Origin of the sequence: Actinomadura rubteroloni, from assembly GCF_002911665.1 — a bacterium.
Classification (GTDB): domain Bacteria; phylum Actinomycetota; class Actinomycetes; order Streptosporangiales; family Streptosporangiaceae; genus Spirillospora; species Spirillospora rubteroloni.
In genome coordinates this window covers 1,815,295-1,839,347 of sequence record NZ_MTBP01000002.1, presented here as the reverse complement: position 1 = coordinate 1,839,347, position 24,053 = coordinate 1,815,295, and the positions used below count along the sequence as shown (strand labels likewise).

22 protein-coding genes are annotated in these 24,053 nt (G+C 74.4%); 16 read left to right on the top strand and 6 right to left on the bottom strand.

The features are described 5' to 3' along the window. Window positions 1–144: 144 nt before the first annotated feature. Entirely contained in the window at window positions 145–1,017 is an 873-nt protein-coding gene (locus BTM25_RS19950; RefSeq protein WP_103564346.1) for a helix-turn-helix domain-containing protein, read from the bottom strand. A 166-nt stretch (window positions 1,018–1,183) separates the two neighbouring features. Here BTM25_RS19950 and BTM25_RS19945 point away from each other — a divergent pair, with 166 nt between their 5' ends. The 9 genes from BTM25_RS19945 (at window position 1,184) to tsaD (ending at window position 9,290) form a co-directional block, all read left to right on the top strand. After that, entirely contained in the window at window positions 1,184–1,555 is a 372-nt protein-coding gene (locus BTM25_RS19945) for a holo-ACP synthase (RefSeq protein ID WP_103564345.1), read from the top strand. 3 nt (window positions 1,556–1,558) lie between these two features. Further along, window positions 1,559–3,031 carry an NAD(P)H-hydrate dehydratase gene (locus BTM25_RS19940; RefSeq protein ID WP_103564344.1) on the top strand — a complete coding sequence of 491 codons (1,473 nt, stop codon included), beginning with the start codon at window positions 1,559–1,561 and terminating at the stop codon, window positions 3,029–3,031. 57 nt (window positions 3,032–3,088) lie between these two features. Beyond that, the gene (gene alr, locus BTM25_RS19935; RefSeq protein ID WP_103564343.1) at window positions 3,089–4,219 is read left to right on the top strand and encodes an alanine racemase; all 1,131 of its coding nucleotides are present in this window, start codon (window positions 3,089–3,091) and stop codon (window positions 4,217–4,219) included. After that, window positions 4,212–5,309, top strand: coding sequence for an alpha/beta fold hydrolase (locus BTM25_RS19930; protein ID WP_103564342.1), 1,098 nt, complete (start codon window positions 4,212–4,214; stop codon window positions 5,307–5,309). The genes alr and BTM25_RS19930 overlap by 8 nt, the downstream gene beginning before the upstream one ends. 1 nt (window position 5,310) lies before the next feature. Next, window positions 5,311–5,784 carry a tRNA (adenosine(37)-N6)-threonylcarbamoyltransferase complex ATPase subunit type 1 TsaE gene (gene tsaE / locus BTM25_RS19925; RefSeq protein ID WP_103564341.1) on the top strand — a complete coding sequence of 158 codons (474 nt, stop codon included), beginning with the start codon at window positions 5,311–5,313 and terminating at the stop codon, window positions 5,782–5,784. Window positions 5,785–5,909: 125 nt separating this feature from the next. After that, window positions 5,910–6,812 carry a hypothetical protein gene (locus BTM25_RS19920; protein ID WP_103564340.1) on the top strand — a complete coding sequence of 301 codons (903 nt, stop codon included), beginning with the start codon at window positions 5,910–5,912 and terminating at the stop codon, window positions 6,810–6,812. A 42-nt stretch (window positions 6,813–6,854) separates the two neighbouring features. Continuing rightward, window positions 6,855–7,538, top strand: coding sequence for a tRNA (adenosine(37)-N6)-threonylcarbamoyltransferase complex dimerization subunit type 1 TsaB (tsaB, locus tag BTM25_RS19915; protein WP_103564339.1), 684 nt, complete (start codon window positions 6,855–6,857; stop codon window positions 7,536–7,538). Between the two features lie 226 nt (window positions 7,539–7,764). Further along, window positions 7,765–8,256, top strand: coding sequence for a ribosomal protein S18-alanine N-acetyltransferase (gene rimI, locus BTM25_RS19910; RefSeq protein WP_103564756.1), 492 nt, complete (start codon window positions 7,765–7,767; stop codon window positions 8,254–8,256). Beyond that, window positions 8,253–9,290, top strand: coding sequence for a tRNA (adenosine(37)-N6)-threonylcarbamoyltransferase complex transferase subunit TsaD (tsaD, locus tag BTM25_RS19905; protein WP_103564338.1), 1,038 nt, complete (start codon window positions 8,253–8,255; stop codon window positions 9,288–9,290). The genes rimI and tsaD overlap by 4 nt, the downstream gene beginning before the upstream one ends. Window position 9,291: 1 nt before the next feature. Here the strand turns inward: tsaD and BTM25_RS19900 are convergent, their stop codons facing one another. From BTM25_RS19900 to BTM25_RS19890, 3 genes are all read right to left on the bottom strand, one after another. Beyond that, window positions 9,292–10,227 (bottom strand): phosphotransferase family protein, encoded by a 936-nt coding sequence (locus BTM25_RS19900; RefSeq protein ID WP_235828498.1) that lies wholly within the window; start codon window positions 10,225–10,227, stop codon window positions 9,292–9,294. A 156-nt stretch (window positions 10,228–10,383) separates the two neighbouring features. Continuing rightward, window positions 10,384–11,064 carry a hypothetical protein gene (locus BTM25_RS19895; RefSeq protein ID WP_205648160.1) on the bottom strand — a complete coding sequence of 227 codons (681 nt, stop codon included), beginning with the start codon at window positions 11,062–11,064 and terminating at the stop codon, window positions 10,384–10,386. 221 nt (window positions 11,065–11,285) lie between these two features. After that, complete coding sequence (locus tag BTM25_RS19890; RefSeq protein ID WP_103564337.1) at window positions 11,286–12,494, bottom strand: class I SAM-dependent methyltransferase; 1,209 nt, start codon at window positions 12,492–12,494, stop codon at window positions 11,286–11,288. 198 nt (window positions 12,495–12,692) lie between these two features. On the opposite strand from BTM25_RS19890, the gene groES reads away from it, so the two are divergent. The 4 genes from groES (at window position 12,693) to BTM25_RS19870 (ending at window position 16,571) form a co-directional block, all read left to right on the top strand. Continuing rightward, window positions 12,693–13,001, top strand: a complete 309-nt coding sequence (groES, locus tag BTM25_RS19885; protein WP_019632552.1) for a co-chaperone GroES — start codon at window positions 12,693–12,695, stop codon at window positions 12,999–13,001. Between the two features lie 97 nt (window positions 13,002–13,098). Further along, window positions 13,099–14,724, top strand: coding sequence for a chaperonin GroEL (gene groL, locus BTM25_RS19880; RefSeq protein WP_103564336.1), 1,626 nt, complete (start codon window positions 13,099–13,101; stop codon window positions 14,722–14,724). 297 nt (window positions 14,725–15,021) lie between these two features. Beyond that, window positions 15,022–15,612: a sigma-70 family RNA polymerase sigma factor gene (locus BTM25_RS19875; protein ID WP_328589659.1), complete on the top strand. Its 591-nt coding sequence runs from the start codon at window positions 15,022–15,024 to the stop codon at window positions 15,610–15,612. Between the two features lie 83 nt (window positions 15,613–15,695). Next, window positions 15,696–16,571, top strand: coding sequence for a hypothetical protein (locus tag BTM25_RS19870; RefSeq protein ID WP_103564335.1), 876 nt, complete (start codon window positions 15,696–15,698; stop codon window positions 16,569–16,571). Between the two features lie 284 nt (window positions 16,572–16,855). On the opposite strand, the gene BTM25_RS19865 is transcribed toward BTM25_RS19870, so the two are convergent. Further along, window positions 16,856–17,245, bottom strand: a complete 390-nt coding sequence (locus tag BTM25_RS19865) for a DUF5319 domain-containing protein (protein ID WP_103564334.1) — start codon at window positions 17,243–17,245, stop codon at window positions 16,856–16,858. Between the two features lie 320 nt (window positions 17,246–17,565). Between BTM25_RS19865 and guaB the strand changes: the two genes are divergently transcribed. Together guaB and BTM25_RS19855 are read left to right on the top strand one after the other, a co-directional pair. Continuing rightward, on the top strand, window positions 17,566–19,065 hold the full coding sequence (gene guaB / locus BTM25_RS19860) for an IMP dehydrogenase (protein WP_103564753.1): 1,500 nt from the start codon (window positions 17,566–17,568) through the stop codon (window positions 19,063–19,065). 102 nt (window positions 19,066–19,167) lie between these two features. Further along, complete coding sequence (locus BTM25_RS19855) at window positions 19,168–20,271, top strand: GuaB3 family IMP dehydrogenase-related protein (protein WP_103564333.1); 1,104 nt, start codon at window positions 19,168–19,170, stop codon at window positions 20,269–20,271. Here the strand turns inward: BTM25_RS19855 and BTM25_RS30035 are convergent. Beyond that, window positions 20,268–22,121 carry a protein kinase domain-containing protein gene (locus BTM25_RS30035; RefSeq protein ID WP_205648159.1) on the bottom strand — a complete coding sequence of 618 codons (1,854 nt, stop codon included), beginning with the start codon at window positions 22,119–22,121 and terminating at the stop codon, window positions 20,268–20,270. The genes BTM25_RS19855 and BTM25_RS30035 overlap by 4 nt on opposite strands. Before the next feature lie 142 nt (window positions 22,122–22,263). Between BTM25_RS30035 and BTM25_RS19845 the strand changes: the two genes are divergently transcribed. After that, the gene (locus tag BTM25_RS19845) at window positions 22,264–24,000 is read left to right on the top strand and encodes a glycerol-3-phosphate dehydrogenase/oxidase (protein ID WP_103564332.1); all 1,737 of its coding nucleotides are present in this window, start codon (window positions 22,264–22,266) and stop codon (window positions 23,998–24,000) included. Window positions 24,001–24,053 lie beyond the last annotated feature (53 nt).

The following is a 24,053-nucleotide window of genomic DNA, read 5'->3' as shown; positions in this document are numbered from 1 at the left end:
GCCGCAGCGTGGCACGCTGAAATTCTCAATTCCGGGCCGGACGTTCCCGCAAACGGAACATCCAAAAGGCGGATTAGGTGCTTGAACTTTATCAGGAGACCGCAGGTCTTCCACGCTCCGCGAGCGGGATGTGAGCTGTGCCGCTCAGTCCGCCCGGCGCCACCATTCCGTCATTTCGGCCAGCACTTCGAGCGAGTCCGGCGCGTCGAGCGCCTCGGTGCTCATGCGTTCGTAAGCCAGCCGGTAACGATGGGTCTCGGCCTCACTTGTCAGGTAACTGAAGGTGAGACTTTCGGTGTGGACCACGTCCGGGAACGGGACATAATACTGATCCGCGAATTCCAGCAGCGTGAACGACGAGCCGAGGATGCGGTGGTCGCGGTCCAGCGGCAGGACCCGCAGCGACACGTGCCGCTCGCGCGCGGCACGCGTCAGGTGCTCGATCTGCTCGGCCATCACGGCGGGCTCGTGGATGCGGCGGCGGAGCACCGACTCGTCCAGGACGACGTCCAGCGCCAGCGGACGCGGCCCGCGCAGCACCTGCTGGCGCAGCATCCGCACCTGCGTGAGCCGTTCCAGCTCGGCGGGCGGGACGGTCGCGACGACCTCCCAGCCCCGGATCACCGCCCGCGCGTACGCCTCGGTCTGGAGCAGGCCCGGGACGACCAGGTTCTCCCAGCAGTACGCGCGGCTCGCGTCCGCCTCCAGCGCGATGAGCTGGGCGTAGTCGGCGCCGATGGACGGGAAGTCCTCCCACCAGCCCTTCTCGGCGGCGTCCTCGGCGAGCGTCATCAGCTCGTCCCGCTGCGCGCCCGCGACCCCGTACAGCTCCAGCAGCGCCGCGACGTCCCCGACGCGCGCCCCGGTGCGGGCGTTCTCCAGCCGGCTCACCTTCGCGGTGGACCACGACAGCCGGACGGCGACCTCGTCCCCGGTGAGCGAGCGCCCCTCCCGCAGGCGCCGCAGCTCGATGCCGAGCCGCCGCTGGCGGACGGTGGGACCGCGGGACGAACTCATCGCTGCCGATCTCTGGGGGCGCGGTGAAACTTGCAGGGCAAATCGACGGTAGCGCACTGGCAGGGACGCGGCCAGTGCGCGTCCGGGACCGTCCGGGAACGGTCTCGGTGACCGTGACGCCCGAGTAACCCCGTGACGGACGTGATCATCGTGGCACCCTGGGTATGTGATCGTGGGAGTGGGCATCGACGTGGCGGACATCGCGCGGTTCGAGGCGTCCCTGCGGCGGACGCCCGGCCTGCTCGCGCGCCTGTTCACCGCGGACGAGCGCGTGCTGCCAGCCCGGTCGCTGGCCGCCAGGTTCGCCGCGAAGGAGGCGCTCGCCAAGGCCCTCGGCGCGCCCGGCGGGCTGCGCTGGACCGACGCCGAGATCCGCAGGGAGCCGGGCGGACGGCCCGTCCTGCACGTCACCGGGACGGTCGCGGCGGCGGCGGCCGAACGCGGCGTGACGGACTGGCACGTCTCGCTCAGCCACGACGGCGGCATCGCCACGGCGGTCGTGATCGCCGAGGCGCGGAATCCACAGGGAGCGGGGTAGGCCATGCGGTACGCGCACGAGGTGGACAAGGTCCGCGCGGCGGAGCAGGCCCTGATGGCGCGGCTGCCCGACGGCACGCTGATGGCGCGTGCGGCGGCGGGGCTCGCGGCGGTCTGCGCCCGGCTGCTGCCGCGCGTGTACGGCGCGCGGGTGGTGCTGCTCGTCGGCGGCGGCGCCAACGGCGGCGACACCCTCTACGCGGGCGCGCTGCTGGCGCGGCGCGGGGCACGGGTCGTGGCGCTGCGCGCGGGGACGTCCGTTCACGAGGGCGGCGCGGCGGCGCTGCGCGCGGCGGGCGGACGGCTCCTGCCCCCCGACGCGACCGGCGAGATCGACACCGCCGACCTGGTCATCGACGGGCTGACCGGCATCGGCGGGTCCGGCGGGCTGCGCGAGCCGCACGCGACGCTGGCCCGGCGCGCGTCGGCGGCGCCCGCGACGCTCGTGGCGTGCGACGTCCCGAGCGGCGTGGACGCCAGCACCGGCGCGGTCGCGGGCACGGCCGTCCACGCGGACGTGACCGTCACGTTCGGCACCCACAAGCCCGGCCTGATCATCGACCCGGGCGCGGCGCACTGCGGCGTCGTGGAGCTGGTCGACATCGGGCTCGGCGCCGACCTGCCCGACCCGGACGTGGTGGCGGCGCGGCCCGACGACGTCCGGCCGCCCGAGCCGGGACCCGAGTCCGACAAGTACCGGCGCGGCGTCGTCGGCGTCATCGCGGGCAGCGGAACGTTCCCGGGCGCGGCGGTGCTCGCGGCGGGCGCCGCGGTGCGCGGCGGCGCGGGCATGGTGCGGTTCGCCTCCGACGCGCACGCCGTCGAGCTGGTGCGGCAGCGCTGGCCGGAGACGGTGACGCGCGTGGTCGAGCCGGGGCCGGACGTGCTGGCGGAGATCGGCCGCGTCCAGGCGTGGGTCGTCGGGCCGGGCCTCGGCGGCGGGGAGCGGGCCGAGGCGCTGGTGGGGGCGGTGCTGGCGTCCGACGTCCCGGTGCTCGTGGACGCCGACGGCCTCAACGCGGTGTCCCGCTCGGACGCGCTGCGCCGCGCGCTGCTGTGCCGCGACGTGCCGACCGTCCTGACCCCGCACGCGGGCGAGCTGGCAAGGCTGCTGCGGGTCGACCGCGACGCGATCGAGGCGCGGCGGCTGGAGCACGCCCGCCGCGCCGCCGTGGAACTCGGCGCGACCGTGCTGCTCAAGGGGTCGACGACGCTGGTCGCCGAGCTGGACCGGCCCGTCCGCGTCAACCCGACCGGGACGGCGTGGCTGGCGACCGCCGGGACGGGCGACGTCCTGTCCGGCCTGGTCGGCGCGCTGCTGGCGGGCGGGATGGCGGCGCTGGAGGCCGCGGCGGCGGGCGCGTACCTGCACGGGCTCGCGGCGCGGCTGGCGTCCGGGCGGGAGGGCCGGGAGGCGCCGATCAGCGCGGAGGACGTGCTGCGGGCCATCCCGGACGCGTTCCGCACCCTGGACTGACGTCGAGGTAACCCCTACATGTCTTGACATGGCCGTTCGGACGGCACACTGGGGACCATGAGCAGTCCTGCACAGGCGCGTGTGGACCTCGGCGCCGTCCGCGGCAACGTGGCGCTGCTGCGCGAGCGCGCGGCGGGCGCCGAGGTGATGGCGATGGTCAAGGCCGAGGCGTACGGGCACGGCCTGGTCCCGGTGGCGCGGGCGGCGCTGGCGGGCGGCGCGACCTGGCTGGGCGTCGCGAGGGTCGCCGAGGCGCTCGCGCTGCGCTCGGCCGGGGTCACGGGCGTGCCGGTGCTGGTCGGGCTGAGCGTGCCGGGCGAGCCGTACGCCGAGGCCGTCGCGGCGGACGTGGACCTCGTCGTCGGCGCCGCGTGGATGCTGGACGAACTGGCCGCCGCAGCGCCGCGCGCGGGCCGTCCCGCCCGCGTCCACCTCAAGGCCGACACGGGCATGACGCGCGGCGGCACCGGCCCGGACGGCTGGCCCGCGCTGGTCGACGCGGTGCTCGCGGCCGAGGCGGCGGGGACGGTCGAGGTCGTCGGCGTGATGTCGCACTTCGCCTGCGCGGACGAGCCGGGGCACCCGTCGATCGCCCGGCAGCTCACCGCGTTCACCGACATGGCCGGGCACGCCGAGAAGGCGGCCGGGCGGCGGCTGGTGCGGCATCTGGCGAACTCGGCGGCGACGCTGACGCTGCCCGAGGCGCGGTTCGACGTCGTCCGGCCGGGCATCGCGATCTACGGACTGTCGCCGATCCCCGAGCGCGGCGGGTTCGGGCTGCGGCCCGCGATGACGCTGACGGCCGACGCCGCGTTGGTGAAGCGCGTCCCGGCGGGCTCAGGCGTGTCCTACGGCCACACTTTCGTGACCGAGCGTGAGACGACTCTCGCGGTCGTCCCGGCCGGATACGGCGACGGCGTGCCCCGGCACGGCTCCAACCTGCTGGAAGTCCTCGCCGCCGGGCGCCGCCGCCGCATCGCCGGACGCGTGTGCATGGACCAGTTCGTCATCGACCTCGGGGACGATGTCCTGGAGGCGGGCGACGAGGTGGTCCTGTTCGGACCCGGCGACCGGGGCGAGCCGACCGCGCAGGACTGGGCGGACGCGCTCGGCACCATCTCGTACGAGATCGTCACCCGCGTCGGGTTCCGGGTGCCCCGTGTCTACGTCGGAGGGACCGATGGCTAGCAAGCGCGCGGCGGGGAGCCGCCGCCGGAGACTGGGCGTGGCCGGTGCGGTCGCGGGCGCCGGCGCCGCCGGGATCGGCGCGGCGGTCGGGCTGCGGCGGATCGCGGTCGGCCGGGTGCGGCTGCGCCCCGACCCCGACGCCGAGGAGGAGTTCGGCCTGCGGCGCGGCACGCCGGTGCCGGTGCTCGCGCCGGACGGGCTGCCGCTGCACGTCGAGGTCGAGGGCCCCGACGACGCGCCGCTCACGATCGTCTTCTGCCACGGCTACTGCCTGAACCTGCACACCTGGCACTACCAGCGCCGGGACCTGCCGCGCCAGCTCGGCGACGGCGTCCGGTTCGTCTACTGGGACCAGCGCAGCCACGGCCGGTCCGGCCGCGCGGACCCGCTGTCGGCCACGATCGACCAGACCGGCGAGGACCTGGCGGCCGTGCTCGCCGCGACCGTCCCGTCCGGCGGCCGGGTACTGCTCGTCGGGCACTCGATGGGCACGATGACGATCATGGCGCTGGCCGCCGCGCATCCCGCGCTGTTCGCCGAGCAGGTCGCGGGCGTCGTGCTGGTCAACACGTCGGCGGGGGACCTGAAGGAGATGACGCTCGGGCTGCCGCTGGTGCTCGCGAAGCTGCTGCGTCCGATCACCCCGGGCACGCTGCGCGGCCTCGGCCGCCGCGCCGACCTCGTGGACCGGGTGCGCGGCGCGGGCGCCGACCTGGCGTTCTTCGTCACGCGGAAGATGGCCTTCGCGGACCGGTACGTCAGCCCGTCCGTGGTGGACTTCGTGGAGCAGATGATCCGCCGCACGCCGATCGACGTGATCGCCGAGTTCTACCCGACGCTGATGGACCACGACAAGACGGCGGCGCTGCCCGTCGTCGCCGGACGTCCGGCGGTCGTGCTCGTCGCCGGGGCGGACCGGTTCACCCCCGCCGCGCACGGCCGGGCGGTCGCGGCGGCGCTGGACGCGGAGCTGATCGAGATCGAGGAGGCCGGGCACGTGCTGCCGCTGGAGTTCCCGGGCGCGGTGACCGGGGCGGTGCGGCGGCTGGCCGAGCGCCTGCTCGCCGAGCCGAAGGAGCGGAGTGCGTGAGATGGACGTGACGGAGGCGCTGGCGGTCCCGACCGCCGCCGACATGCGGGCGCTCGGGATCCGGCTGGCCGGGCTGCTGCGGGCGGGCGACCTGCTCGTCCTCACCGGCGACCTCGGCGCGGGCAAGACGACCCTCACCCAGGGGATCGGCGAGGGGCTGAACGTGCGGGGGCCGATCACGTCGCCGACGTTCGTGATCGCCCGGGTGCATCCGTCGCTCGGGGACGGTCCCGCGCTCGTCCACGCCGACGCCTACCGCCTCGGCGGCGTCGCGGAGCTGGACGACCTGGACCTCGACGCGTCCCTCGCCGACGCCGTCACGGTCGTGGAGTGGGGCGAGGGGCTCGCCGAAGGTCTCGCCGACGACCGGCTGGAGGTGACGATCGCGCGCGGGCCCGCCGGGACGGACGAGGAACGCGTCGTCCGGCTGACCGGCGTGGGGGAGCGCTGGGCCGGCCAGTTTGTTGGGGAATGACAAGTCCGCCGGTCATTCTTGTCAGCGCGGGGCGATGAGGTTTCGCGTCCATGTCGTACTCTTTGCCGGAACATGGCTGGACTGCACAAATCGCATGATTTGCTGCTCGGCGGGAGCGAGGACGCGTGAACGGCGGCCAGCGCGGCGGCTATCCCGGCGCGGACGATCGGCGCCTCCAGGGCGCGGGTGATTCCGGTCCTTACGGACGGCCGTACGGGGCCCAGGAGTCCGGTCCCTATTTCGCGCCGTCCGCCCCCGCGCGGGCGACGGGCGGTTCCCGGCACGCGGCGCGGTCGTCCCGGCAGACCCGGCGCGCCGGCACGGGCAGCCACCGGGTCGCGGGCCGCCGGCGGCAGCGGGGCGGCCGGCGCGGCACGGTGATCGCCGGGATCACGGTCGGCGTCGCCGCCTGCGCGGGCGCCGCGATCGCGCTGCTGTCCGGCACGCACGTCCTGGACGGCGGCCGGGTCGGCGGCGACAGCGTGGCCGCCCGCACGCCGCTCGCCCACGCCGACCGCGCCGACGTCCCCGACGCCTGCACGGTGTTCCCGGCCGCTCTCGCGGGCCGGCTCGCGCCCGGCGCGGACCGCACGCCCGCGGACAACTACCAGGCCAGCGACCGCCAGAACCAGTGCGTCTGGGGCGCCTACACCGGCAACCGGAAGCGGCTGCTGACCGTCGAGCTGCGCGCGATCGCCCCGTCCGGCGCGGGCTCGGCCGCCGAGCGGGCCGCCGCGACGTTCCGTGCCGAGCGCACGGCCGACGAGTCCGGACGCTCCCTGGTCGACGGGCAGCGGCTGACCGGAAAGTCGCGGGTCGGCGGCCTCGGCGAGGAGAACTACGTCGTCACCAGCCAGGACTCCGGGGACGGCTCGGCGTCGGCGGTGACGAACGTCCGGGTCGGGAACCTGCTCGTGACCGTCCGCTACGGCGGGGCCGACCGGGGCCGTCCGCTGGCCGCCGCGCAGGCCGTGTCCGGCGCCGAGCAGGCCGCCCGCGCCATGATCGGCGAACTCGGCGCCCGCTGAGCGCGGACGGCGCGGGCCCCCGCTGGACTACGCTGTCCCTTCGTGCTGGTCCTGGCTTTCGACACCGCCACCGCGGCGGTCACCGTCGCGCTGTACGAGTGGGTTCCGGGCGCGGCGGTCCGCGCCCGCGCGTCGGCCGAGGCCGTGGACGCCCGCCGCCACACCGAGCTGCTGACCCCGTCCGTCCAGCGGGTGCTGGCCGAGGCGGGCGCGGCGCCCGCCGACCTCGGCGCGATCGCGGTCGGCGTCGGCCCCGGCCCCTACACGGGGCTGCGCGTCGGGCTCGTCACCGCGCGGTCGCTCGGCGAGGCGCTGCACGTGCCGGTGCACGGCGTGTGCACGCTCGACGTGATCGCGTGGGCGTCCGGCCGGACGACCCCGTTCGCCGTCGCCACCGACGCGCGCCGCAAAGAGGTCTACTGGGCCCGGTACGCGTCGGCGGGCGTCCGCGTGACCGGCCCGTCCGTCGGCCCCGCCGCCGACGTCCTGGCCGGCGCCCCCGACGGCCTGCCCGTGATCGGCGAGGGCGCGGTCCTCTACTCGGGCGTGCTCGCGGGCGCGTCCGCGCCGGACCCGCTGCGCCCGTCGGCGACGGCGCTCGCCGACCTGGTGATCGCGCGCCTGTCCGGCCGTCCCGGCCCCGAACTCCTCCCGCCCGAACCGCTCTACCTGCGCCGTCCCGACGCCGTCGCCCCGGGCCCCCGCAAAAAGGTCACGCCGCGATGAGCGCGCCTGCGGCGCGCGCCGGGCGCTGGACTGAGGAGCGGCGGGAGCTTGCGACCAGAGCGACGAGGGAAGCGCGCGGCTTGAGGCGCGTCGCGGGCGTGCGGGGAGCACGGCGCGCGCCTGCGGCGCGCGCCGGGCGCTGGACTGAGGAGTGGCGGGAGCTTGCGACCAGAGCGACGAGGGAAGCGCGCGGCTTCTCGGCGCGCCGCAGGCGGGCGGGGGACACATGAGCGGGGTGGTGTTGCGGGGGATGCGGGAGAAGGACGTGTTCGCGGTGCACGCGCTGGAGGAGGAGATCTTTCCCGAGGACGCGTGGTCGGCGGCGATGTTGAGTGCGGAGCTGGAGGGGCAGCCGGGGACGCGGCACTACCTTGTCGCGGAGATCGGCGGGGAGATCGTCGGGTATGCGGGGCTTGCGGCGGCGGGTGGGCAGGCCGACGTGCAGACCATCGGGGTGCGTGCGGACCGGCGGGGGGCGGGGGTCGGCGCCACGTTGCTCACCGCGTTGCTGGACGAGGCGGAGCGGCGGAAGTGTGAGGCCGTGTTCTTGGAGGTCCGCGCTGATAATGCGTCTGCGCAGCGGCTTTATGAGCGGTTCGGGTTTCAGCGGATCGGGCTGCGGCGGGGCTACTACCAGCCGTCCGGCGTGGACGCCGTCGTGATGAGCCGCCGCGCGGGACGGCGCGGGCCGGTCGGGTTCAGCCGGAGGGGAACATGATCATCGACTCGGAGCCGATCGTGCTCGGCATCGAGACGTCCTGCGACGAGACCGGGGTCGGGATCGTGCGGGGGACGACGCTGCTCGGCGAGTCGATCGCGTCCAGCGTCGAGCAGCACTCGCGGTTCGGCGGCGTCGTGCCCGAGGTGGCGTCGCGCGCCCACCTGGAGGCGATGACGCCGACGGTGGAGCGGGCGCTGCGCGGGGCGGGGCTGACGCTCGCCGACGTGGACGCGTTCGCCGTCACAGCGGGCCCCGGGCTGCCCGGTGCGCTGATGGTCGGGGTCGCCGCCGCGAAGGCGTACGCGCTGTCGCTCGGCCGCCCGCTGTACGGCGTCCACCACCTCGCCGCGCACGTCGCGGTGGACCAGCTCGAACACGGCCGGCTGCCCAAGCCGTGCGTGGCGCTGCTGGTGTCGGGCGGGCACTCGTCGCTGCTGCTCGTCCCGGACGTCGCGACGGACGTGCGGTCCCTCGGCGCGACCGTGGACGACGCGGCCGGCGAGGCGTTCGACAAGGTCGCCCGCGTGCTGGACCTCGGCTTCCCCGGCGGCCCGCTCATCGACCGCGAGGCGAGCAAGGGCGACCCGGCGGCGATCGCGTTCCCGCGCGGCAAGTACGCCGACGGCACCTACGACTTCTCGTTCTCCGGGCTGAAGACGGCCGTCGCGCGCTGGGTCGAGGCGCGCGAGCGCGCGGGGGAGCCGGTGCCGGTCGCGGACGTCGCCGCGTCGTTCCAGGAGGCCGTCGTGGACGTCCTGACGCACAAGGCGATCAAGGTGTGCCGCGACAACGGCGTCGGGGACCTCGTGATCGGCGGCGGCGTGGCGGCGAACTCGCGGCTGCGGGCGCTGGCGCAGGAGCGGTGCGACGCGGCGGGGGTGCGGCTGCGGATCCCGCGGCCGAAGCTGTGCACCGACAACGGCGCGATGGTCGCGGCGCTCGGCGCGGAACTGGTCGGGGCGGGGCTGGCGCCGTCCGCGCTGGACCTGCCCGCCGACTCCAGCCTGCCGATCGAGACGGTGTCGCTGTAGGTCAGCCGGTAGCGGCGGCGCCCAGGCGGGCGAGCGCGGCGCCGAGGAACGCCTCGTGCAGCAGGACGTGGGCCTCGTCCAGGACGCCGACGCCGCCGGGCAGGGCGTCCAGTGCGACCCGGACGTCCCAGTACGGGTCGTGGGCGTAGCCGCCCGAAACCTGGTCGAAGATCTCCACGAAACTGTCGGCGACGGGCAGGCCGTAGCGCAGCCCGAGGTGCAGCCGCATCACCGCGACGTCCACCGCCGCCGGGCCGCACGACACCTCCGACCAGTCCACGACGCCGCTCAGCGCGCCGAACGCCCAGAGCGTGTTGTCGGGCTGGTAGTCGCAGTGGATGAAGCGGGCCGGCGCGTCGGGGGCGCGGCCCGCGGCGATCTCGGCGGCGCGCTCCCACACGTCCGGACGGGTCGCGCGCGGGGGCGGCGCGGCGTCCTCGGCGGCGATGCGCGGGACGTAGTGCGGCATGGACGACGCGCCGCGCACCGCGTGGATCGGCAGCAGCGCCGCCGCCGTCTGGATGAGCACGACCGGCAGGTCGTTCGGAGTCGGGCGGGGCGGATGGCCCGGCAGCCGCTCCAGCAGCAGCGCGGGCGCGTCGGTGTAGGCGCCGGACGGGTCGGCGGCGACGAGCGGCGGCGCGGCCACCCCGTTGCCCGCCAGCAGGGTCAGCGCGGCGATCTCCCGCTCGGGGGAGAACTCGGCGGCGATGGCGCAGGCGTTCTCGTCGGCGGGACGGGGCCAGCGGCGCAGGACGAGCGTGCGCACCGAGCCCGCGCCCGTCTCCACGACGACCGCGTGGTTGACGTGCCCGCAGCCCGGCAGCGGCCGGATCGCGCGGACGGTCGAGCCGAGCCCGCAGCATTCCTCGATCCAGCGGAGCGTGCGCCTGCCCGGCGGGCGACGGGACGGGTCCGAGTCGGTCACGAGATCCATCAAAACGGATTCGGGCGGGCATGGGGAGTGATTTTGCGAAGACGGAACGTCACGAGCAGCACGTCACGTCGGTGAATGACTGACGAAGCCGGTCATCGCCGGGGGATTAAAGCGGAGAAAATAGGACTTGTCGGATGAACCGGCCGACTTTCTCGGTCACTCCCCACCATCGTGCCGCGGGCGCAACAGGGCCTCGGCCAGCGTGATCATCATCTCCTCCAGCGCGGCGAGCCGCTGGACGACCTCCGCGTGGTCGCCCGCCGTCCGGACGGTGGCCTCCAGTCCGGTGAACCGGCCGTCCACGCCGTCGAGCCGGCCGGTGAGCCCGGCGAGGCGCCCGTCCAGGCCGTCCAGGCGCCCGGCGACGCCCTCCATCCGCCCGGCGACGGCGTCCAGGCCCTTCTCGACGCGTCCGGCCAGATCGCCGAGGGACCGGTCGACCCGCGCGGACACCTCGCCGACCGCGTGCTCCAGCCGGTCGTTCCGGTGGCCCTGCTCGGCGAGCGCCTTGTCCAGCCGGTTGAAGCGGACCGACGACGCCTCCATCCCGCCCTGGAGCCGGTCCAGCCGCCGCGCCAGGTCCGTGACGCGCTGCGCGGCCTCGTCCACGCGGCCGATGCCGTCCTCGATCTGCGCGGCGAGCGCGGCCAGCTCCCGGTCCCGCACTTCGCGCAGCAGCCATTCCATGCCTTCGAGCCGCTGCCGGAACTCGTCCAGCACCTGGCCGTGCGAGCGCTGCTCGTAGACCTGGTCGCGCGCCGTGCGGGCGAGCAGCTCCCGCATCCGGTCGGTGACCGGCTGGCCCGCCGTGCGCGGGACGGCGTGATCGGTTTCCACCCGCTGCTCCTTCGTGCGCCGGAAATGGCTGCGCGGCCCACTGTAGGGACGGGCGGAACGGCGTTCCCCGGCCGTCCGGAAACGCTTTTCGCGCCGCCCCTGAATTCATGGGGACCGCGATACCGGAACGCGCGGAAGGATTTGCGCGGGCATGGCGCGCCGCCCGGCCCGGCTTGGCCCGCCGGACGGCTGCGAAGATCTTCGGCCTCGATGCGGGCGGGTCAGGACGTCCCGGCGGGTCCCGGCGCGAGCGGCGCGACGATCAGCGCGACCGGCGCGTCCCCGACCCGCGTCAGCACGACCGTCACCGGCGGGGCCCCGCGCGGCGCGCGGCGGGCGAAGCCGAGGTCGCGGCGCAGCCGGTCCACGTCCACGGCCGAGCCGCGCTTCTTCAGCGTCAGCGCCCCGGCGCCGCGCCGCCGCAGCTCGGCGCGCAGCCGCTTGAGCGAGAACGGCAGGACGTCCTCGACCGCGTAGGCCGCCGCGAACGGCGTCGCGTGCTCCTCGTCGGACGTGACGTAGGCGATGCGCGGATCGGCGAGCCCGCCGCCGACGAGCGCCGCGACCTCCGCGACGAGCCCCGCCCGGATCACCGCGCCGTCCGGTTCGTAGAGGAAGCGGCCGAAGTCGCGCTGCACCGGTTCCCCGAGCGCGGGGTCCGGGGTGAGCGTCGCGCCGGACGGCAGCAGCGTCGCCCGCCGCGCCGTCCCGCCCGCCAGGCCGCCCAGCCACAGCGCGGCCTCCTTCACCTCGCCGCCCACCGAGATCCACTCGGCCTCCGCGCCGTCCGGCACCGCGTCGTGCGGGACGCCCGGCGCGACCTTCACGCACGCCGCCGGGACGCGCCCCGCCAGCTCCAGGACGGTGTCCAGCGGCGGTTCGTAGGAGCGCGGATCGAAGACGCGGCCCCGCGCCGTCCGGCGTGCCGGGTCGGCGAACACCGCGCCGAAGCCGGACGGGTCGGCGCGCGTCGCGTCCCCGACGACGACGTTCGCCGCGACGCCGAACGCGGCCAGGTTGGCGCGGGCGACCTCGGCGGTCAGCGGGTCGCGTTCGACGCCCGTCCCGGCGATCCCGGCGCGGGCGCGGAACAGCAGGTCCGCGCCGATGCCGCAGCCGAGGTCCAGCACCGGGCCGGGCACCGCCGCGAACCGGCGCGCCCGGTGGACGGCGACCGCCGCGCGCGTGGACTGCTCCAGGCCGTCCGGGGTGAAGAACATGCGGGCGGCGTCCGCGCCGAACTTCGCCCGCGCCCGCTCGCGCAGCCTGACCTGCGTCAGCGCGGCGGACACCAGCTCGGGCGGGTACGCCTCGCGGAGCTTGGCGGCCGTGGCGAGCAGGCCGGATTCGGACACGTCGGCGTTCGAGGCCGCGTCCAGGACGTCCCGTCCGACGTCCGAGCGAAGCGCACGGAAACCTTCGATGTCCATGCCACAGGAACGTAGTGGGGATGTTGACGCGTCCGGGAAGGACCCATAGTTTTCATGCTTGGCACTCTCCACGGTAGAGTGCCAAGCACAGCGACAAGGTCGGTCTGGCACCCGCGACGGCAGGCCGGTCCAGGGTCGCCTCTCTGTCAACGTTGACGCCGGCTGGTGCCGGCATGCAAGCAAAGGGGAGGTCAGATCGTGACGACCGCCACCAAGGTTGTTCTCAAGCCGCTCGAAGACCGCATCGTCGTCCAGCCGCTCGAAGCCGAGACCACCACGGCCTCCGGCCTGGTCATTCCGGACACGGCCAAGGAGAAGCCCCAGGAGGGCACCGTCATCGCCGTGGGCCCGGGCCGGGTCGACGACAAGGGCGAGCGCGTGCCCGTCGACGTCAAGGTCGGCGAGGTCGTGCTGTACAGCAAGTACGGCGGCACCGAGGTCAAGTACAACGGCGAGGAGTACCTCGTCCTCTCCGCCCGCGACGTCCTCGCGGTCATCGAGAAGTAGTCACGCCGTGACCAGCCGCCCCGGTCCCGTCCCGCGAGGGGCGCGCCCGGGGCGGCTCGCGTAGCGGCACCGAGCACGGAGAGGTGGAGTTTTCCTCATGGCGAAGATCCTGGAATTCGACGAGGGCGCACGCCGGGCGCTGGAGCGCGGCGTCAACGCCCTCGCGGACGCCGTCAAGGTGACGATCGGCCCGCGCGGCCGCAACGTCGTCATCGACAAGAAGTTCGGCGCGCCGACGATCACCAACGACGGCGTGACGATCGCGCGCGAGGTGGAGCTGGAGGACCCGTACGAGAACCTGGGCGCCCAGCTCGCCAAGGAGGTCGCGACCAAGACCAACGACGTCGCCGGCGACGGCACGACGACCGCGACCGTCCTGGCGCAGGCGCTGGTCCGCGAGGGCCTGCGCAACGTCGCGGCCGGCGCGTCCCCGCTGAGCCTCAAGCGCGGCATCGACGCGGCGGCGCGGTACGTCTCCGACCAGCTCCTCAAGACGGCCCGCGAGGTCGGTGAGAAGAGCGAGATCGCGCACGTCGCGACGATCTCCGCGCAGGACGCCAAGATCGGCGAGCTGATCGCCGAGGCGTTCGACAAGGTCGGCAAGGACGGCGTCATCACGGTGGAGGAGGCCCACACGATGGGCCTCGAACTGGAGTTCACCGAGGGCCTCCAGTTCGACAAGGGCTACCTGTCGCCGCAGATGGTCACCGACACCGAGCGCATGGAGGGCGTCCTGGAGGACGCCTACGTGCTCATCGTCGACGGCAAGGTCTCCAACGTGCAGGAGTTCCTGCCGATCGCGGAGAAGGTCGCCCAGACCAAGAAGCCGCTGCTGGTCGTCGCCGAGGACGTCGAGGGCGAGGCCCTGGCGCTGCTGGTCGCCAACAAGATCCGCGGGACGTTCACGTCCATCGCGGTGAAGGCGCCCGGCTTCGGCGACCGCCGCAAGGCGATGCTCGGCGACATGGCCGTCCTGACCGGCGGCCAGGTCATCTCCGAGCAGATCGGCCTGAAGCTCGACGGTGTCGAGCTGGAGCACCTCGGCCGCGCCCGCCGCGTCACGGTCACCAAGGACGCCACCACGATCGTGGACGGCGCCGGTTCGGCCGACGACATCCACGGCCGGGTCGCGCAGATCAAGGTCGAGATCGAGAACAGCGACTCCGACTGGGACCGCGAGAAGCTCCAGGAGCGTCTGGCCAAGCTGTCGGGCGGCGTGTGCGTGCTCCGCGTCGGCGCGGCCACCGAGGTCGAGCTGAAGGAGAAGAAGCACCGCCTGGAGGACGCCATCTCGGCGACCCGCGCGGCCATCGAGGAGGGCATCGTCTCGGGCGGCGGCTCGGCGCTGGTCCACCTGGCCAAGGCCGACTTCGACGCGCTCGGCCTGTCGGGCGACGAGGCCACCGGCGCGGAGGCCCTGCGCCGCGCGCTGGTCGAGCCGCTGCGCTGGATCTCCGAGAACGCGGGCCAGGAGGGCTACGTCGTGGTCTCCAAGGTCCGCGAGCTGGACGCGGGCCACGGCTTCAACGCCGCGACCGGCGAGTACGGCGACCTGGTGGCGCAGGGCGTCATCGACCCGGTGAAGGTGACGCGTTCGGCCGTCACCAACGCCGCGTCGATCGCCGGGATGCTGCTCACCACCGAGGCGCTCGTGGTGGAGAAGCCGGCCGAGTCCGAGGAGGCCACTGGCGGCCACGGGCACGGTCACGGGCACGGTCACTGACCAGGTTCTGAACCCGGTTCAGGAACGGGGCCTCCGCTTTTCGGGCGGAGGTCCCGTCGTTTTCGGCCCGCCGTTCCGCACAGTGCGGCGCGAGGCGGCGACTATGCGTGATTTTTAGTATTCTTCCGCGGCACTGTGACCATTCCGTTGTCGACGAGCGGGGCGACAGGCCCCTCCCGGCTGGGCATCATCATCCATGTGACCGAGGGATGCATCGCCGGGACCACGTCCACGAGCGTCACCGGGCCCTCGGGGGGGCCGCCGGTTCCTCCGCCCCGGGGCGCGGCGCGCGTCCGGCTGCTGCGCGCCGCCGCCGAGCACCGCGCCGACGAGTCGGACATGCGCGCCCTGACACGGCTGGCCGTCGAGGGCGACGAGGGCGCGATCGAGGCCCTGATCGGCCAGGTCCGGCCGATGATCGTCCGCTACTGCCGCGCGCGGCTCGGCCGGATCTCCGGCCAGTACCACATCGCCGACGACGTGGCGCAGGAAGTCTGCATCGCCGTTCTGTCGGCTTTGCCCAGGTACCGGGACATGGGACGGCCCTTCGCGTCGTTCGTCTTCGGCATCGCCGCGCACAAGATCGCCGACGCGATGCGCAGCGCCGTCCGCGCCGCCGTGCCCACCGCCGACCTTCCCGACGGCCCGGACGAACGGCCAGGTCCGGAAGAGACGGTGGTGCGCAACATCGAGGCCGAACGGGCCCGTGACCTGCTGACCCGGCTGCCCGACCACCAGCGGGAGCTGGTCCTGCTGCGGGTGGTGGCCGGGCTGTCGGCGGAAGAGACCGGTAATGTTCTGGGCATGTCCGCGGGGGCGGTACGGGTGGCCCAGCATCGGGCGCTCACCCGGCTGCGGGCGATGGCCAGAGAGGAGTCGATCGCTTGACGGGACGGAGCCCTGGCGCCCCGGATCCGCCCGAGCCCCCGAGTTCCGGATTCCCGGGCGCGCGTCGTGCGCCCGGCGGCGTCGTGATCCAGCTCGCCGGCACCGAGGCGGCCGAGATGGCGCGCACCGACGCCCTGCTCGACGCGCTCGCCGGCGGGTCCGCGGGCGATCTCGCGGCCTTCGACGACCCCGCCGTGCGGCTGCTCGGCGCGCTCGTCGCCGACGTGACCGGGCAACCGCCGCTCCAGGCCGTGCCGGATCCGTCCGCGGTCGACCAGTCCGCGCAGGCGCCGAGCGTCCAGGAGGTGTTCCCGGAGCTGTTCGCGGGAGCCGAGCCCGGTGCGGACCCGCTGGACGTCCTCGGGCCGCTGCCGGACCCGCCGCGCGACGGCGCGGTGCCGTCCCGGCGGCCGGAACGGGCGGACGGGCCGTCCCCCGACGGCGCGGCCGACGGCGACGACGGGGAGCGCGCGAAGGACCCTGCCGTCGTGGAACCGGTGGACCTGCGCCGGCGACGGCGCGGCGGGCCGAGCGCGATCGTGGCGTTCGGCGTCGCGACGACCCTGCTGGCGAGCACCGGCGTGGCGGCGGCGGCCGGACGGCTCACGCTCGAACACGGCTTCGTGCCCGTCATCACGGGCGAGGCGCCGCACCGGACGACGGCGGGCGCGGCCCCCGGCGACAGCGTGGCCGGGACGATCAAGCTCGGGGTGCCGCCGCAGCCGGACCGGCCGCCGCGGACGCTGCCGCGCAAGCCCGCCCGGCCGAACCCCAAGGGCGGGGCGCCCGACCCGGTCGGCGGCCTGCGCGACGGCCTGGGCGGACTGCTGAACCCGCGTCCGTCCCGCAAGCGCGACCAGCGCGTCGAGCCGCCGCCCATCGTGCGCGACCCGATCGGGACGGTCGACGACCTGCGCCGCCAGTTGCAGCGCGGCCTCGGGCTGCCCGAGTTCCCGTGACGTGTCCCGGCCGGCCCACGCGGCCGGCCGGGAAACACCACGTCAGGCGTGCCGCGTCAGGCGTGCGTGCCGCGTCGGACAGGCCGCGTCAGGACAGGCCGCGTCAGGACAGGCCGCGTCAGGACAGGCCGCGTCAGGACAGGCCGCGTCAGGACAGGCCGCGTCAGGACAGGCCGCGTCAGGACAGGCCATGTCAGGCGTGCCGCGTGGGGACAGGCTGCGTCGGGACAGGCCGAGTCGGGCGTGTGCCGTGTCGTCCGCGTGTCGCGTCGGGACGGGGCGTGTCAGGGCGTGTCGCGTCCCTCTTCGCTGTCGATCACGCCGTCCACGTAGCCGCGCGCGTACTCCCAGCTCACGTAGTCGACGGGGTCGGGGGACAGGGCGGGCTCGTGGACGCGCGGCAGCCCGCGGTCCAGCAGGTGGCGCAGGTTGCCGTGCAGGAGCTCCCAGTCGATGTAATGGGTCTTGCCGCAGTCGCCGCACTCCACGGTGAGGCCCCGCACGCCGAGGGGTTCCAGCAGCGCGCGGAACACCTCCAGGTCGGCGAGGTCGGCGAGGACGTCCTCCCGCTCGGTCAGGCTGAGCGGGGCCGTGTCGCCGCCGGGGTCGCCGAGCGAGGCGGCCGGGTCCTCCGGGTCGCCGGCGAACGGGTCGGGCGGAGCGTCGTCATGCACCCCACCACGCTAACCCGACCGACCCCTCCCGGCGCACCCCCCGGCGTGTTTCCGGACGCGAACGATTTTCGGATCGTGCGGCCCCGGAACGCCGGGAATGCGCCTTCCGATGCCCGTGTTGCCCCCCGAAACGGGCTTTCCCGATGTCGCGAAGGCCACTCGGGCGGCTCGGCGAACGCGGGGCCGAGTCGCCGGGAACGTCCTACGATGTGGGGTAGCCGCCGTGACCTGGCCCGATGCCCGCCGCCGCGCGTCGCTCTCCCGCGCCGTGCCGGGTCGCCGCGAGGCACCACCCCACCGCCGCCTACGGGAAGGTCGTCATGAACACGCCAGCCGAGCCCACCCCGATCCTCCCGCCGGGTCTGACGTTCGACGACGTCCTCCTGCTCCCCGGCTACTCCGACCTGCAGCCCGGCGAGGCCGACACCACGACCCGGCTGACGCGCGAGATCGAACTGCGGATCCCGCTGGCGTCGGCCGCGATGGACACCGTCACCGAGGCGCGCACCGCCGTGGCGATGGCCCGCCAGGGCGGCATCGGCGTCCTGCACCGCAACATGTCGATCGAGGAGCAGGCCGCGCACGCCGACCGCGTCAAGCGCTCCGAGGCCGGGATGATCACCAACCCGGTGACGTGCCTGCCCGACGCGACGCTCGCCGACGTCGAGGAGCTGTGCGCCCGGTACCGCATCTCGGGCGTCCCGGTCACGGACGTGCGGGGCGTGCTCGTCGGGATCGTGACCAACCGGGACATGCGGTTCGAGACGGACCTGACGCGTCCGGTGCGCGAGGTCATGACCGCGATGCCGCTGATCACCGCGCCGGTGGACGTGTCCCGCGACGAGGCGTTCCGGCTGCTGGCCGGGCACAAGATCGAGAAACTGCCGCTGGTGGACGCCGACGGACGCCTGCGCGGCCTCATCACCGTCAAGGACTTCACCAAGAGCGAGCAATATCCCCTCGCCACCAAGGACGCCGACGGACGGCTGCTCGTCGCCGCCGCCGTGGGTGTCGGCGAGGACGCGCTGCGCCGCGCCGCCGCGCTGGTCGAGGCGGGCACCGACGTGATCATCGTGGACGTCGCGCAGGGCCACTCCAAGGGCGTCGCCGACACGATCGCGGCGATCAAGGCCAACAGCCGCGCCCAGGTCGTCGGCGGCAACGTCGCGACCTACGCGGGCGCGAAGTCGCTGGTCGAGGCGGGCGCGGACGCGGTCAAGGTCGGCGTCGGGCCCGGCTCGATCTGCACCACGCGGGTCGTCGCCGGGGTGGGCGTGCCGCAGATCACCGCGATCGTGGAGGCGTCCCGGGCGGGCCGCGAGGGCGGCGTCCCGATCATCGGCGACGGCGGCCTCCAGTACTCCGGCGACATCGCCAAGGCGATCGTCGCGGGCGCGGACACGGTCATGCTCGGCAGCCTGCTCGCCGGAGTGGAGGAGTCGCCCGGCGAGCTGATCTTCGTCCACGGCAAGCAGTACAAGTCCTACCGGGGCATGGGGTCGCTCGGCGCGATGCGCAACCGCGAGCGTGGCGGGTCGTCGTTCTCCAAGGACCGCTACGCCCAGGCCGGCGTCGAGGCCGAGGAGAAGCTGATTCCCGAGGGCGTCGAGGGCCAGGTGCCCTACCGGGGGCCGCTGTCCAACGTCGCGCACCAGCTCGTCGGCGGCCTGCACCAGTCGATGTGGTACGCGGGCACCCGGACGATCCCCGAACTCCAGCGGCGGGGGCAGCTCATGCAGATCACGTCCGCGGGCCTCAAGGAGAGCCACCCGCACGACATCCAGATGACGGTCGAGGCCCCCAATTACCAGGGCCGCTGACCTGACATAGGCTCTGCGGGGCCTTTGGATCGGCCGCCGGGCGGGAATGGCTCCGCCCGGAACCCCGCACGGGAAGAGGGATAGAGGGCAGTGGCTGCTGAGGTGGAGATCGGGCGCGGCAAGAGCGGACGCCGGGCGTACCGGTTCGACGACATCGGCATCGTGCCGTCCCGGCGCACGCGCGACCCCGAGGAGGTCAGCGTCGCCTGGCAGATCGACGCCTACCGGTTCGAGATGCCGATCCTGGTCGCGCCGATGGACAGCGTCGTCAGCCCGGCCACCGCGATCGCCGTCGGGCGGCACGGCGGGCTCGGCGTCCTGGACCTCGAAGGGCTGTGGACGCGGTACGAGAACCCCGAGCCGCTGCTCGCCGAGATCGCGTCCCTGGACGACACCCGCGCCACGCAGCGGCTCCAGGAGATCTACGGGGCGCCGATCCGCGAGGAGCTGATCGGCCGCCGCATCGAGGAGATCCGGTCGGCGGGCGTGACGGTCGCGGCGGCGCTGTCGCCGCAGCGCACGGCGCAGTTCCACAAGGCCGTCATCGACGCGGGCGTGGACCTGTTCGTCATCCGGGGGACGACCGTGTCGGCCGAGCACGTGTCCTCGCGGGCCGAGCCGCTGAACCTCAAGCAGTTCATCTACGACCTGGACGTCCCGGTGATCGTCGGCGGCTGCTCGACGTACACGGCCGCGCTGCACCTCATGCGGACGGGCGCGGCGGGCGTCCTCGTCGGCTTCGGCGGCGGGTCGGGCCACACGACCCGCACGGTGCTCGGCGTGGCGGTGCCGATGGCGACGGCCGTCGCGGACGTCGCCGCCGCCCGCCGCGACTACATGGACGAGTCCGGCGGCCGGTACGTCCACGTCATCGCCGACGGCGGCATGACCAACAGCGGCGACATCGCCAAGGCGTTCGCGTGCGGCTCCGACGCCGTCATGGTCGGCTCACCGTTCGCGCGCGCCACCGAGGCGCCCGGACGCGGCTACCACTGGGGCAGCGAGGCGCACCACCCGGACGTCCCGCGCGGCACCCGCCTGGACCTCGGCACGATCGGCACGATGGACCAGATCCTGCACGGCCCGTCCCGCGTGGCCGACGGCTCGATGAACCTGATCGGCTCGCTGCGCCGCGCGATGGCGACGTCCGGGTACACCGAGCTGAAGGAGTTCCAGCGCGTCCAGGTCGTCGTCGCGCCGCGTTAGGCGGTGGCCTTGGCCTGGATGCCGGGCTGGAGGTAGGGGGCGATCTTGGCGTACGGGACGGGGTCGCTCCACAGGCGGTAGCCGCACTCGCCGGAGTTCGCGAAGCCGAAGCGCACGCCCGCTCTCGTGAGGAGGGCGGGCAGGCCGGTCGAGCCGAACTGCTCCGGGACGGTGCCGGTGGGGTAGTCCCCGGCCAGGGACGGGACGCAGTGGCCCGGCTCGGGGTAGTCCGGCGTGCTGGACGGCATCGGTGGGACCAGCGGTGAGAGCCGAGTGATGCCCGCTCTCGTCAGGGTGCTCGGGAGCAGGACGTCCTTGGTGGGCAGCGTCCTGCCGGTGGCCAGGTCCACGGTGACGACGACGGGCTCGTAGTCGTGGCCGCCGCCCGCGTTGACGGGGTTGGCGACCATGTAGCCGACGGACAGGAGCTTCGGGCCGCGCACGCCGATCTCGGTGGAGATCGTGAGGGTCATGCGCTCCGGCGAGGTGGTGGGCAGCGTGCGCTGCCGGGCGATGAAGTCCGGTCCCTGGCCCGGGGCGTTCGCGTGCTGGGCGTAGCGGGCGATGGCGTCGTCCACGGGCTTGCGCAATGCGGCGTTCACCTTGCGCGCGACGGCCGGGTCCTTCACGTTGCTGACGGTCACGTATTGCGCTTTGTCCACCACCAGGCCGTTCTGGTTGTTGACCAGGGACGTGGACGCGACCTGGAGCGCGATCGGGCGGGGCGGGGGCGGGTCGGACTGGGCCGCCTCGTAGGCCGCGACGCCGCCGCCCGCGACGGCCGCCGCGCCGACGACGGCCGCGACGACCTTCACGCCGCCCGCCTTGGCGAGGAAGCCCGCGCCCGTCTGCGCCGCCCCGCTGCCCGCCGAACCCGCCGCGCCCGCACCGGCCGAGCCCGCGCCGGCGGAACCCGCCGCGCCGGCACCGGCCGAGCCCGCCGCGCCTGCCGCGCCGGCTGAGCCCGCGCCGGCGGCGCCGGACAGGCCCGCGGCGGCGAGCGGGAACAGGGCGGCGAGCGCGGCGGCGGCCACGGCGGCGGCGCGCAGGCCGCGCTGCTCCCAGTCCGTCCCGTAGGCGCGGCGGGCCGCGTCCTCCAGTTCGGCGACGAACGCCGCCGCGCCCGGCGGGCGCCGCGCCGCCTCCTTGGCCATGCCGTGCGCGACGAGCGGACGCAGCGGTTCGGGGACGTCCTCCAGCGGCACCGGCGCGGTCCCGTGCTGCGCCATCAGCGCCGCCCCCGACGCCTCGAACGGCCGGTGCCCGGTGACGCACTCGTAGAACACGCAGGTCGCGGCGTACACGTCCGTGGCCGGGCTCGCGGGGTGCCGGTTCCACTGCTCGGGCGCCATGTAGAACGGCGTGCCCGACCCCGACGCGGCGCCGGACGGCGTGGCGATGCCGAAGTCGATGAGCTTGCTGCGCCCGTCCGCGAGCACCATCACGTTCGCGGGCTTGTAGTCGCGGTGGACGACCCCGACGGCGTGCGCGGCGGCGAGCCCGAGCAGCGACCCCTTGAGGACGGTCAGCGCCGCCTCGGGCTCCAGCGCGCCGTGCCGGACGAGGATCTCCTTGAGCGACGCGCCGTCCACGGCCTCCATGACGAGCGCCGCGCCGTCCTCGTTCTCCACGAGCCGGTACAGGCGCGTGACGTGCGGGCTGGTGACGCGGCCGAGCATCCGCGCCTCGTGGCGGAAGCCCTCGCGGTCCCCGGCGGTGGCGGCGGCGGTCAGGTACTTGATCGCGACGGGCGTGCCGTCCCCGGCGTGGCGGGCGAGGACGACCCGGCCCTGCGCGCCCCGGCCCAGCTCGCGCACCTCGTCGAAGTCGGGGATCCGCCAGTCCGTCATGCCGCTCCTTCGTTCACCGGCGGCTGCCATCATGGCCGTCGTGTCCGCCGAACGTGGTGAATTGTCCACTGTGCGGAAGGTGGACGCCTACCTACCGCTGGGTAGGTACCGGGCCGAGTGACGCCTACGGGGAGACTTCACTATGACGGGATCACCGGTGAGCGGGCTGGGCAGCGCACGGCTCGGCCCCGCCGAGCGGGCGGCGGCGCTGGAGCGGATGGCGAGCGGCGAGGAGTTCGACGTCGTCGTGGTCGGCGCGGGGATCGTCGGCGCGGGCGCGGCGCTGGACGCGGCGACGCGCGGGCTGTCGGTCGCGGTCGTGGAGGCGCGGGACTTCGCGTCCGGGACGTCCTCGCGGTCGTCCAAGCTGATCCACGGCGGGCTGCGCTATCTGGAGCAGTTCAATTTCGACCTCGTCCGGGAGGCGCTGACCGAACGCGGCCTGCTGCTCCAGCGGATCGCGCCGCACTTGGTGCGCCCGGTGCCGTTCCTGCTGCCGACGACGCACCGCGTCTGGGAGCGCGGCTACTTCGGCGCCGGGGTCGCGCTGTACGACGCGCTGGCGTTCCAGATGGGCAGCACGCGCGGCGTCCCGCACCACCGGCACCTGACGCGGCGCGGCGCGCTGCGGCTGGCGCCGTCGCTGCGCAAGGACGCGTTCACCGGCGCGATCCAGCTCTGGGACGCGCAGGTGGACGACGCCCGCTTCGTCATGACCGCGCTGCGGACGGCGGCGCAGTTCGGCGCGCGGATCGCGTCCCGCACCCAGTGCGTCGGGTTCCTGCGCGAGGGCGAGCGGGTCACCGGCCTGCGGATCCGCGACCTGGAGAGCGACGCGGTGAGCGAGGTGCGCGCCAAGCAGGTCGTCAACGCGACCGGGGTGTGGACGGACGAGATCCAGCAGCTCGTCGGGGGGCGCGGGCGGATCCACGTGAAGGCGTCCAAGGGGATCCACCTGGTCGTCCCGAAGGACCGGATCCACTCGGCGACCGGGATCCTGCTGCGCACCGAGAAGTCCGTGCTGTTCGTCATCCCGTGGGGCCGCCACTGGATCATCGGGACGACCGACACCGCGTGGGACCTGGACCTCGCGCACCCGGCCGCGTCCCGCGCCGACATCGACTACGTCCTGGAGCACGTGAACACCGTGCTCAACACGCCGCTGACGCACGACGACGTCGAGGGCGTCTACGCGGGGCTGCGCCCGCTGCTGCGCGGGGAGCGGGAGGAGACGTCGCAGCTCTCCCGCGAGCACGTCGTCGCGCACCCGGTGCCGGGGCTGGTGCTCGTCGCGGGCGGCAAGTACACGACGTACCGGGTGATGGCCAAGGACGCGATCGACGCGGTGGCGCACGGCCTGGACGGCAAGGTCGCCGAGTCCTGCACCGACCGGGTCGCGCTCGTCGGCGGCGAGGGCTTCCCGGCGATGTGGAACTCCCGGCACCGGCTCGCCGCGCGCTCGGGCCTGCACGTCGCGCGGATCGAGCACCTGCTGCGCCGCTACGGGACGCTCGTGGACGACCTGCTCGCGATGGTCGCCGAGCGGCCCGACCTCGGCCGGCCGCTGACCGGCGCGGACGACTACCTGCGCGCCGAGATCGTCTACGCGGCGTCGCACGAGGGGGCGCGGCACCTGAACGACGTCCTCGCGCGGCGGACGCGGATCTCCATCGAGACGTGGGACCGGGGCGTGGGCGTGGCGGAGGAGGCGGCGGACCTGGTCGCGCCCGTCCTCGGCTGGTCCGCCGCGCAGCGCGACCGGGAGATCGAGTACTACCGCAAGCGGATCGAGGCCGAGCGGGCGTCGCAGTCGCAGGACGGCGACCACGAGGCGTCCGCGTCGCGGCGCGGCGCTCCGGACATCGTCCCGACGCTCTGACGTTTCCCGGTCGCAGTCCGTGGCCGTTTCACCCTGACATTTCCCGCAGAGTC

Coding starts and splice junctions, on each gene's coding strand:
- BTM25_RS19950 (WP_103564346.1), bottom strand. CDS start 1,017: ATGAGTTCGTCCCGCGGTCCCACCGTCCGCCAGCGGCGGCTCGGCATC.
- BTM25_RS19940 (WP_103564344.1), top strand. CDS start 1,559: ATGCGGTACGCGCACGAGGTGGACAAGGTCCGCGCGGCGGAGCAGGCC.
- alr (WP_103564343.1), top strand. CDS start 3,089: ATGAGCAGTCCTGCACAGGCGCGTGTGGACCTCGGCGCCGTCCGCGGC.
- BTM25_RS19930 (WP_103564342.1), top strand. CDS start 4,212: ATGGCTAGCAAGCGCGCGGCGGGGAGCCGCCGCCGGAGACTGGGCGTG.
- tsaE (WP_103564341.1), top strand. CDS start 5,311: ATGGACGTGACGGAGGCGCTGGCGGTCCCGACCGCCGCCGACATGCGG.
- rimI (WP_103564756.1), top strand. CDS start 7,765: ATGAGCGGGGTGGTGTTGCGGGGGATGCGGGAGAAGGACGTGTTCGCG.
- tsaD (WP_103564338.1), top strand. CDS start 8,253: ATGATCATCGACTCGGAGCCGATCGTGCTCGGCATCGAGACGTCCTGC.
- BTM25_RS19900 (WP_235828498.1), bottom strand. CDS start 10,227: ATGGATCTCGTGACCGACTCGGACCCGTCCCGTCGCCCGCCGGGCAGG.
- BTM25_RS19890 (WP_103564337.1), bottom strand. CDS start 12,494: ATGGACATCGAAGGTTTCCGTGCGCTTCGCTCGGACGTCGGACGGGAC.
- groL (WP_103564336.1), top strand. CDS start 13,099: ATGGCGAAGATCCTGGAATTCGACGAGGGCGCACGCCGGGCGCTGGAG.
- guaB (WP_103564753.1), top strand. CDS start 17,566: ATGAACACGCCAGCCGAGCCCACCCCGATCCTCCCGCCGGGTCTGACG.
- BTM25_RS30035 (WP_205648159.1), bottom strand. CDS start 22,121: ATGACGGACTGGCGGATCCCCGACTTCGACGAGGTGCGCGAGCTGGGC.
- BTM25_RS19845 (WP_103564332.1), top strand. CDS start 22,264: ATGACGGGATCACCGGTGAGCGGGCTGGGCAGCGCACGGCTCGGCCCC.